Genomic DNA, 266 nt, shown 5'->3' on the forward strand with positions numbered 1-266 from the left:
GACTTAACGATCATCGACCAACTTCCAGAAGGCTTGGCATTCGTAGAAGGTAGCCTACAAGTAAGCGATGGTGGTACAGCCACTTTCGAAGACGGTACAGTTACAGCTGATTTTGGAACTGTTACTGACACAGAATGGCGTACGGTCACGTTTGAAGCGACAATTGAGTCTGGAACATCGATTAAAAACGTTGCGACTGTAAACGGTGGCAATATTGACGATCCAGACAAACCTGAAGCGGAAATTGACATTAACGAACCACCAGC

General features: G+C 45.9%; 1 protein-coding gene. It reads left to right on the forward strand.

Annotation, left to right across the window (positions count from 1 at the left end; translation table 11 throughout):
• On the forward strand, positions 1–266 hold a 266-nt coding region (locus tag CHH91_RS18590), incomplete at both ends, for a DUF11 domain-containing protein (RefSeq protein ID WP_141234222.1).

Origin of the sequence: Virgibacillus sp. 7505 (genome assembly GCF_002272135.1) — a bacterium.
Classification (GTDB): domain Bacteria; phylum Bacillota; class Bacilli; order Bacillales; family Amphibacillaceae; genus Terribacillus.